General features: G+C 67.2%; 1 protein-coding gene. It reads right to left on the bottom strand.

All coding sequences use genetic code 11. The features are described 5' to 3' along the window. On the bottom strand, positions 1–762 hold a 762-nt coding region (locus AC1D00_RS43220; protein WP_477014939.1), incomplete at its 3' end, for a succinylglutamate desuccinylase/aspartoacylase family protein. Between the last annotated feature and the right edge of the window lie 121 nt (positions 763–883).

Genomic DNA, 883 nt, shown 5'->3' with positions numbered 1-883 from the left:
CAACTCGGTGGCACGCTCGACCGGCGCGTGCGGCCCCAGCACCGGGGCCTGGACGATGCCGAGCGCGAGCAGCAGCCGGTCGACCGCGCGCGCGGTGAGCGCCATCGTCTGCGGCGTGACGGTGCCGCCGCCGCCGAACTCCCCTGACAGCCCGACTGCACCGGCGCGTGCGGCCGCCGCCATCGAGGTCGGCGCGGTGGCGCCGTTCTCGGCGACGAAGGCGAAGGGCATCCCCAACCCTTCCATCAGGCGCAGTGCCTGGCCGAACATCTCGGGCGGCCCCTGCCGCTCGATCAGCGCGCAAGGCACATGCGCCATCGACGTGCCGCCGGAATGGATGTCGAAGACGACGTCATGGCGCGGAAACAGCTCGTGCTCGAGGAAGTGCGCGAGGCGGAAGGTCGGCGTGCCCGCGGCATCGCCCGGGAAGGCGCGGTTGAGATTGCCCTCGTCGAGCGGCGAGCGGCGGCGCGCCGCCATCACGGCGGGAAGATTGGCGAAGGGCAGGATGGTGATCTCGCCCTTGATGGCGTTTGCATCCAGCCGGCGATAGAGCCGCGTCAGCGTGATCTCGCCCTCGTACTCGTCGCCGTGATTGCCGGCCATCAAGAGGAGCTTGGGCCCGGCGCCGTTCTTGATCCGGAAGATCGGGATCTTGAGCTGGAAGTAGGGCGATCGATCGATCGAGAAGGGAATGCCGAGATGGCCGGACCATTTCTGGTCCTTCTCGAAATCGATCTCGTGGAAAAGTCCGGTATGCATGGCTTGCCTCGGGGCCGCGTCGTCGCCGACGCCGGCCGAAGGTGGAAGGAAGTGCGGTGCCTTTGGAGCGTTTTCGAGCGAAGTGGATACCGGTTCGCGTAAAGAAAACGCGTCAAAACAA

It is taken from the genome of Bradyrhizobium sp. P2_E8, from assembly GCF_056403875.1.
The sequence above is the reverse complement of the archived record's forward strand: the minus strand, read 5'-3'. Positions and strand labels throughout refer to the sequence as shown.